8 protein-coding genes and 1 pseudogene are annotated in these 7,447 nt (G+C 43.7%); 6 read left to right on the forward strand and 3 right to left on the reverse strand.

Annotation, left to right across the window (positions count from 1 at the left end):
- The first annotated feature begins 46 nt into the window (after nucleotides 1-46).
- Together DA100_RS03110 and DA100_RS03115 are read left to right on the forward strand one after the other, a co-directional pair.
- Nucleotides 47-925, forward strand: a complete 879-nt coding sequence (locus tag DA100_RS03110) for a Tim44 domain-containing protein (RefSeq protein WP_138970832.1) — start codon at nucleotides 47-49, stop codon at nucleotides 923-925.
- Between the two features lie 125 nt (nucleotides 926-1,050).
- Complete coding sequence (locus DA100_RS03115) at nucleotides 1,051-1,371, forward strand: DUF1244 domain-containing protein (protein WP_171052124.1); 321 nt, start codon at nucleotides 1,051-1,053, stop codon at nucleotides 1,369-1,371.
- A gap of 72 nt (nucleotides 1,372-1,443) precedes the next feature.
- Here the strand turns inward: DA100_RS03115 and DA100_RS03120 are convergent, their stop codons facing one another.
- On the reverse strand, nucleotides 1,444-2,511 hold the full coding sequence (locus DA100_RS03120) for a PLP-dependent cysteine synthase family protein (protein ID WP_138970834.1): 1,068 nt from the start codon (nucleotides 2,509-2,511) through the stop codon (nucleotides 1,444-1,446).
- 117 nt (nucleotides 2,512-2,628) lie between these two features.
- Between DA100_RS03120 and DA100_RS03125 the strand changes: the two genes are divergently transcribed.
- Nucleotides 2,629-3,102 carry an Lrp/AsnC family transcriptional regulator gene (locus DA100_RS03125; protein WP_171052125.1) on the forward strand — a complete coding sequence of 158 codons (474 nt, stop codon included), beginning with the start codon at nucleotides 2,629-2,631 and terminating at the stop codon, nucleotides 3,100-3,102.
- Between the two features lie 27 nt (nucleotides 3,103-3,129).
- On the opposite strand, the gene tesB is transcribed toward DA100_RS03125, so the two are convergent.
- Nucleotides 3,130-3,990: an acyl-CoA thioesterase II gene (gene tesB, locus DA100_RS03130; RefSeq protein ID WP_138970835.1), complete on the reverse strand. Its 861-nt coding sequence runs from the start codon at nucleotides 3,988-3,990 to the stop codon at nucleotides 3,130-3,132.
- Nucleotides 3,991-4,184: 194 nt separating this feature from the next.
- Here tesB and DA100_RS03135 point away from each other — a divergent pair, with 194 nt between their 5' ends.
- Nucleotides 4,185-4,610 carry a YbaY family lipoprotein gene (locus DA100_RS03135; RefSeq protein WP_138970836.1) on the forward strand — a complete coding sequence of 142 codons (426 nt, stop codon included), beginning with the start codon at nucleotides 4,185-4,187 and terminating at the stop codon, nucleotides 4,608-4,610.
- A gap of 21 nt (nucleotides 4,611-4,631) precedes the next feature.
- Here DA100_RS03135 and DA100_RS03140 read toward each other — a convergent pair whose 3' ends face one another.
- Nucleotides 4,632-4,934: a DNA base-flipping protein gene (locus tag DA100_RS03140; protein ID WP_138970837.1), complete on the reverse strand. Its 303-nt coding sequence runs from the start codon at nucleotides 4,932-4,934 to the stop codon at nucleotides 4,632-4,634.
- Between the two features lie 49 nt (nucleotides 4,935-4,983).
- On the opposite strand from DA100_RS03140, the gene DA100_RS03145 reads away from it, so the two are divergent.
- Nucleotides 4,984-5,724 (forward strand): hypothetical protein, encoded by a 741-nt coding sequence (locus DA100_RS03145; RefSeq protein WP_138970838.1) that lies wholly within the window; start codon nucleotides 4,984-4,986, stop codon nucleotides 5,722-5,724.
- A gap of 272 nt (nucleotides 5,725-5,996) precedes the next feature.
- Nucleotides 5,997-6,593, forward strand: a pseudogene (locus tag DA100_RS03150) (transporter substrate-binding domain-containing protein); the annotation flags it as partial.
- Between the last annotated feature and the right edge of the window lie 854 nt (nucleotides 6,594-7,447).

Consider the following 7,447-nt stretch of genomic DNA (forward strand, 5'->3'; position numbering starts at 1 on the left):
AATAAATAAAAATTCAATACCTCGATACGAACTTGAAAGGAAGAATATGAAACGGCTCTTTTCTCTCGTTGCTCTACTTATGGTCTCAGTGGCTATCACGCCGATTGCCGAGGCAAAGAAGTTAGGTGGCGGAAAATCGTTCGGCAAAAGTCTTAAAACTGCGCCTGCGCCAAAACAGCAACAACAAAACACCAATACTATTGGTAAAGATCAAACAACTAAGACTCAAAGCTCAACCAAGAAAGGCTTGATGGGCGGCCTACTTGGTGGCTTGTTAGCTGGTGGACTGCTTGCTGCCTTCTTTGGTGGTGCATTTGAAGGTATCCAATTCATGGATATCTTGATCATCGGTTTGATTGCTTTTGTTATCTTCAAACTTATGCGTGGCATGCTTGGGGCAAAGCAGGGCAGTATGAATCAGCATCGTCAGCAGCCTGCATTCGGAGGTTCTGCGCCTAAATTTGAACAACCAAATGTACATAATTTCGAGCAGCCTCAGTCAGGTGCACAAAGCGGTGGTTTTGGTTTTGGTACTCAGAGTGATGTTCCTCATAACTACCCACCGGGTTTTGACCAAGCGGCCTTTATCAATGGATCTCGTGAACACTACCGTATCCTTCAAGGTGCTTGGAACCACAACCAGTTAGATACGATTGAAGAGTATGTTTCTCCAAGCTTATTTGAAGATCTGAAATCAGAACGTAAGAAACTCGGTGGAGAGCAACATACCGATGTGATGTATGTTGATGCTGAAATCGTGCGTGCGGATTATGATGCAAGCAAAGCGCAACTAAGCTTACAGTTTAGTGGTCGTTACCGTGACTCAGTAGAAGGTATTGAAGAGAACATCGAAGATATCTGGCACTTAGAGCGTGATTTAACCACACCAAATGCGCCATGGCTAATCGTTGGTATTCAAGGCTAATACCGATACCTAACCGTTAAAGTTTAACGCCCAAGCTCATAGCTTGGGCGTTTTTGTATTGTCTAAAGCTGTCAATGCTTGGTAGTATTTTTAGCCTAGCTAAAAATCATACTAAGGTAAGTAAAGTGGCTGAATTTAAATACAAAAACCTCACTCAAGAGCAGCAAGACAAACTGGATGCTGCGGCTTTTCGTCGTTTACTCGCGCATCTAGATGACAACAAAGACGTACAAAACATCGATTTAATGATTCTGGCTGGTTTCTGCCGTAACTGTTTCAGCAAATGGTACAAGGCTGAAGCAGATACCCAAGGTATCGATCTCGATATCGATGATGCACGTGAACGCGTTTATGGCATGACTTACGATGAGTGGAAACAAAACCACCAGCCAAAAGCAACGCCTGAGCAGCTAGCTGCGTTTGAAGCGCGCCAAAACAAGGGTTAATCAACCTGAGTGAATACAAAAAAGCCCCGTTACTCGTAGAGTGAACGGGGCTTTGACTTTTATCGTATTAGGTTAGCTTAATTGGCCAGTGACCTCGAATTCTTCAAGTTTGGCTATGTATGGCTGAAGGTCACCGATGTTCTCTTCAACCCACTCGGCGTTGTAGTATGTATCTAAATAACGTTCACCGCTGTCACACAGTAGCGTCACAATCGAACCTTTTTCACCACGGGCTTTCATTTCGCAGGCTAGCTGGAGTACACCGTATAAGTTTGTACCAGTTGATGCCCCGACCTTACGACCTAGGATTTTTTCTAGCCAGTGCGCCGTTGCGACGGATGCTGCGTCAGGAATAGTGCGCATCTCATCAACAACACCAGGAATAAAGCTCGGCTCAACTCGCGGACGACCAATGCCCTCAATTTTGCTTCCGCAATCGCCAGTGAGATTTTTGTTACCTGTCTTGAAATACTCATGGAACACTGAGTTTTCAGGGTCAACAACACAGAGCTTAGTGTCGTGTTGTTGGTAGCGAATAAAGCGCCCAATTGTAGCTGAAGTTCCCCCCGTACCCGGACTCATTACGACCCAAGTTGGTACTGGGTGATCTTCCATTTCCATCTGACTAAAGATCGAGTTGGCTATATTGTTATTACCACGCCAGTCTGTTGCTCGTTCTGCGTAGGTAAACTGGTCTATATAATGCCCATTCAACTCTTGAGCTAGGCGGTGAGATTCTGCATAGATCTGATCAGAACGATCAACCAAATGGGCTTGACCGCCGTAGAATTCAATCTGCTCAATTTTTTTGCGTGCGGTACATTTAGGCATCACAGCGATAAATGGCAGGCCAAGTAGGCGAGCAAAATAAGCTTCAGAAACCGCGGTACTACCTGAAGAAGATTCGATAATCGTGGTTTCAGGACCCACCCAACCATTACAAATCGCGTAAAGGAATAGAGAGCGTGCGAGACGATGTTTTAGAGAACCTGTCGGATGTGTACTTTCATCTTTTAGATAAATATCAACGCCTTCGATACTTGGCAAATCGAGTTTAATCAGATGTGTATCAGCGCTGCGCTGATAGTCTGCTTCGATTTTTCGTACAGCATTGTTAATCCAGTTATGGTCGGTACACATAGGGTTTCTCCTTAGAATCGTTATAGCGTTAATGTAGCGATTATTAGGGAGAAAAACTTTGCTTTTTTTACTCCGTTTTGCTTTATTTGGAGAAAATAATTCTATAAATGTGATTCTATGGATATCGAATTAGACAAAATTGACCGAAAAATACTCGATCTATTACAAAGTGATGGAACATTGTCTCTCAATGAACTGGCAGACGCAGTCAATCTAACAACGACACCATGTTGGAAGCGCATGAAGAAGCTAGAAGAGATGGGGGTTATTCAAAAGCGAGTTGCACTACTCAATCCCGAGAAATTGGATTTGTCGTTCACGGCCTTCGTACTGATAAAAACCAGTGACCATTCCCATGAATGGTACAGCCATTTTGTTTCAACCGCTTCTGAGTTCCCGGAAGTGATGGAGTTTTATCGAATGGCGGGTGAATACGACTATATGATGAAAGTCTTAGTGAAGGACATGAAGTGTTTTGATCGCTTCTACAAAAAACTGGTCAACTCAGTGGAAGGTATTTCTAACGTGACATCTACTTTTGCCATGGAACCTTTAAAATACACCACGGCTCTGCCGATCTGCAGCGATTAAAAGCCTCCCGCAGGAGGCTTAATGGCTTTAGCTGGTAAAACGCATCACACCCTCTTGTACTGCGGTAGCAACAAGATCGCTATTACGATTGTATATTTCGCCACGGACCAGTCCCCGTGTATTGCTTGCAGTTGGACTTTCTATCGCATAGAGAAGCCAGTCATCGACTTTAAATGGTCGGTGGAACCAAATGGAGTGGTCGATGGTCGCGACCTGGAATTTCGGTGTCATTAGAGATACACCGTGAGGGTGTAGCGCAGTGACAAGGAAGCCCCAATCAGATGCGTAGCCTAATAAATATTGATGGATAAGTTGGTTGTCCGGTACTTTGCCGTTGGCTTTTATCCAAAGATATTGCTTGGGATCCGCTTTTTCAGGTTTCAACGGATTCACCACTGTAACCGGTCGCATTTCGATAGGTTTTTCTCCGCAAAACGTTTTCTGCAATTTTTCTGGTAGCAAATGAGCAATGCGGCCAGCAAGCTCTGACTCTGACGCAAAGTGCTCTGGCCCTGGGATATCAGGCATCACATTTTGGTGTTCAAACCCCGGTGCTTCGCCGTGATAAGATGCGGTGAGGTAGAAGATTGGACGCCCATTTTGAATCGCTTTAACACGACGAGTACTGAAACTACGACCATCGCGTAGGTTTTCCACATCGTAAATAATAGGTTTCTCGGGATTACCCGGATAGAGAAAATAGCTATGAAATGAGTGAACCGTACGATCCGCATCAACGGTGTAGCGAGCCGCTGATAATGCCTGACCGATAACCTGACCACCATAAACTTGTGGTAGCCCGAGGTTTTCGCTTTGACCTCTAAAAAGTCCTTCTTCAAGTTTTTCTAATTGCAATAAATTCAACAACTCGTTTAGAGGTTTACTCATATTTGTGACCTTCTAATACCATATTTGAGACCCATTTTACGCAGTTACTGACAAATAAAACAGCTGTTTAAATTTTAATTGTCATCATAGAACTAGCATAGTCAGAACTTTGTCAGTAATCGTTAGCGTACAATGACATTCATATAATAGCCTTCTATAATCCTCGTGAATTTAATTAGTTATAGAGAGGCTTTATGAAAAAGGCACTAGCGTTAGTAATGTCAGTGGTACTAGGTGCAGTATTGGTTGGCTGCCAATCTTCAGAGAAACAAGAGCAACCACGAGTGGATTCAGTGACAGGCACACTTGCTTACCGTGAGCGCATTGCGTTGCCGGACAATGCAGTGGTGACAGTGACTCTACAAGATGTCTCATTGGCGGACGCTCCAGCAAAAGTTATCGCTAAGCATCGTTTTGAAACCAATGGTGCGCAAGTTCCTTTCGAGTTTGACCTCGCTTACGATACTAACAAAATTGAAGCTCGCCACCGTTACAGTGTGAGTGCGCGTATTGAAGTAGATGGTCAGCTTCGTTTCATTACTGATACGTCTTATCCGGTTATTACTGATGATGCACAGACGGACAATGTCAATCTTCGCCTAATCGGTGTGCGTAACTAAAGAGTATTGAATGGCAGCCCATCAGGGCTGCCATTTATATTTTCTCAAGCTCAACTTTCCCTCTTCACTGACTTCAACACCTTCTGCAATAAGCTTGGCTTTTTGTCTCAGTAGATCCTGTCCTTTTAAAGAAATCTTGCCCTGACTGTTAATCACTCGGTGCCAAGGCAACTTGGTCTCTTGTGGAAGATTGCCAAGGGCTTTACCAACGTGACGGGCATAGCCTGGATAACCTGCGCGTTTTGCGATCTCACCATAGGTCGTGACTTTTCCACTAGGAATTTGGTGAATTACAGCAAAGATTTGCATTAAAAACTGGTCCATAATCAGAGTGTCCTAGTACAGAGTTCCAAGGAATGGATAAGGAGAGGGCATGGTATTTTCTACATTTCAGTTCTTAGTGACAACGTTATTGGCTGTGGTTTGTGCTCGGAGTATCAGTCTAAGCGAAGGCGATATCCCCGTTTTAGCCTTAATCATCCCCGCATTGTGGATTTTTCCCCAAGGCGGTGTGGTCGGTCTTGTATTGATGGCCGCGATGACCACTTATGGTCTTACACTACCTCATCAACCGTTTACGTTATCCGTGAGTCTATGGGTACTGTTCCCGTTATTAATGGTCGCATTTTCTAAACGAAGCAGCTTGGGGGTCGTGCTGACAAGTGCTTTGATCGTGACGACCTTAATGGTGGGGATTATGGTGACACAAGCGGGAGGAAAGCTCGCTGGTGAACCCGTTGTCACTTTTGTCCAAACTATTGCCGTGATTGCTATTTGGTGGTCAGTCTCTCACTGGAAGCCATCCAACAAACATAGCTGGTGGGCTCTGGGTTTAATTCTGCCGTTATGGATAGCTGATTTGTCTTACGCCGCGCTGTTGGCTCTATGTATTACAGGCATTATGGCCTCGATGGAAAGTTTGTCGAAGTTGACCTCATTCCGTTGGAGTAAATTGTTATGTTGGACACTACCAACGGTTGGCTTCGCTGCCTTAGTCGTTACCCCTACCATCGAAGTGCCCAATCCCGTGTTTGTCGTGTGGATCTGTTTGCTCGGTACAGCTTGGATGACAGACTACATTTTGCGAAGTGTTGAACAAGAGCAAGATATATAAATAGTCAATCAGTGTTCGATGTATATGCGGTTGGCATATTCAACTATGCGTGTCAAAATTGCGCATGTTTTGAACGGTGAGTGGGTTGATAAGGACAATACTTTTAAACAAGTGCTTGTTTGTCCGACACTTTAGTTCGGCATCCGACTCGATGATATCCCCAGGGCATCTTTGTTCCTTGGTCATCTTTGAGATAAGAGAATTCATAACTATTCAAATAGGAACAAGCAAGGATGACCTACCTCTGGCGCATGTGGTGCACTGTGTTTTGCATGCTATTGATACCCACAACGTACGCAAACACCAAATATAAGGTCGTGATGGAGGCGGATGATGTCGTCTCACGGATACTTTTTGATGCTGTTTCTGAGCAATTTGGGTTGCAGGTGGAGTATGTCTATTATCCAAGCTTTAATAGCATCCTAAATGCCGTAAAAACTTCGCAAGCCGATTTTGCCGCCAACGTTACTTATACTACTGAGCGCGCTGAGTTTTTTGAGTTCTCAAGCCCAACCAATATTGAATACACCTATCTTTTTAGTTTGATTAATGCCGACTTGGATGAAGTCTCAACCGTCGGAGTACCCGCCGGAACCATTTATGGCGAGTTGATTCACGCTAATTATCCAGAAATGAGCTTGGTAGAATATCGTGGACATGACCAAGCTAAATCCTTGATTGAGTCAGGGCAAGTTGATGGTGTTGTTGACGCGATCAATCAGTTAAAACCCATGCTTCTCGCGGGTTACGATGCACAATTGCTTAACCATCAACTGATGATTAAGCCCGTTTCAATTATTGCGCCAAAAGGCAAACATCAAAACTTACTCAAAACGATTGAACATTATGTGCACGGCGCAGAGGTACGAACTACCAACACGGGTCGATTCTGAAATAAATCTGGAAAGGTTAGTGTGATAAGGCTTACGAGCCTTTTCCAGAAAAACAGTATTCTTTAGCTGTTTTTCCTAAATCCTGAACCTTGATGCTATCAGTTTCCAGAAAATTAGTCACTTCTTGAAAGCTTGATTTTAAGAAGTGGAGATGCTGATGCCTTGTAGGGGTAAGCTCATTTTTGCCCCGAAGTTTGTTATGACTCACATCTGTACATGGAAACTTGAAGGGAAATATCTTAGTTTTTCTAACATCCAGATACGACAAGAGCCACTAGAAGTGGCTCTGTTACGCGCTACCTGCGGTCAATACTCGATGAGCGGAAGAGAACAGGGCTATTTGAATTCATCTGTCTACGAGTGGAGCCGAAGCCACGCTTCTCATAGCAAGCATCAGTAGTATATGCTTGTAACCTGTTGAGTTCAAATTTAGCTGAACATACTGGCAAGCTTATGCCCCAAAACCATTTAGAGTAGATGCTCGCTACAGTTTTAAGACTCTACATTTGACCTAATTTTTCTGATGCTTCACTATGCACCTAGTGTATTACAACTCTCTTTCTATCTCTATGATTTAAAAGTTTAGGGGTTGTTCAGACATTCACAAGAGGGGGTTACGTGGGTGACGCCCAATAGCAATTAACTTATTGTTCATAGCATTATAATTTTCTAAATCGAAAACTTTTGAGGAAGTATAGAATGTCAGACTATTTACCAACGCAAGGTGTTACGTTTTGGCCGATAGGTAACGGTGACTCTACAACAGTATCAATTAATGATGATGTAAAGCTACAAATAGATTTGCATCATATGGTTGCTGCAGAGGATGA

The organism is Vibrio sp. Hep-1b-8 (genome assembly GCF_006124995.1).
In the GTDB taxonomy this organism is placed as follows: Bacteria; Pseudomonadota; Gammaproteobacteria; order Enterobacterales; family Vibrionaceae; genus Vibrio.

Bases quoted from the DNA above. Each gene is read 5' to 3' on its own strand.
- DA100_RS03110 (WP_138970832.1), top strand. From the start codon at position 47: ATGAAACGGCTCTTTTCTCTCGTTGCTCTACTTATGGTCTCAGTGGCT.
- DA100_RS03120 (WP_138970834.1), bottom strand. From the start codon at position 2,511: ATGTGTACCGACCATAACTGGATTAACAATGCTGTACGAAAAATCGAA.
- DA100_RS03125 (WP_171052125.1), top strand. From the start codon at position 2,629: ATGGATATCGAATTAGACAAAATTGACCGAAAAATACTCGATCTATTA.
- tesB (WP_138970835.1), bottom strand. From the start codon at position 3,990: ATGAGTAAACCTCTAAACGAGTTGTTGAATTTATTGCAATTAGAAAAA.
- DA100_RS03135 (WP_138970836.1), top strand. From the start codon at position 4,185: ATGAAAAAGGCACTAGCGTTAGTAATGTCAGTGGTACTAGGTGCAGTA.
- DA100_RS03140 (WP_138970837.1), bottom strand. From the start codon at position 4,934: ATGGACCAGTTTTTAATGCAAATCTTTGCTGTAATTCACCAAATTCCT.
- DA100_RS03145 (WP_138970838.1), top strand. From the start codon at position 4,984: ATGGTATTTTCTACATTTCAGTTCTTAGTGACAACGTTATTGGCTGTG.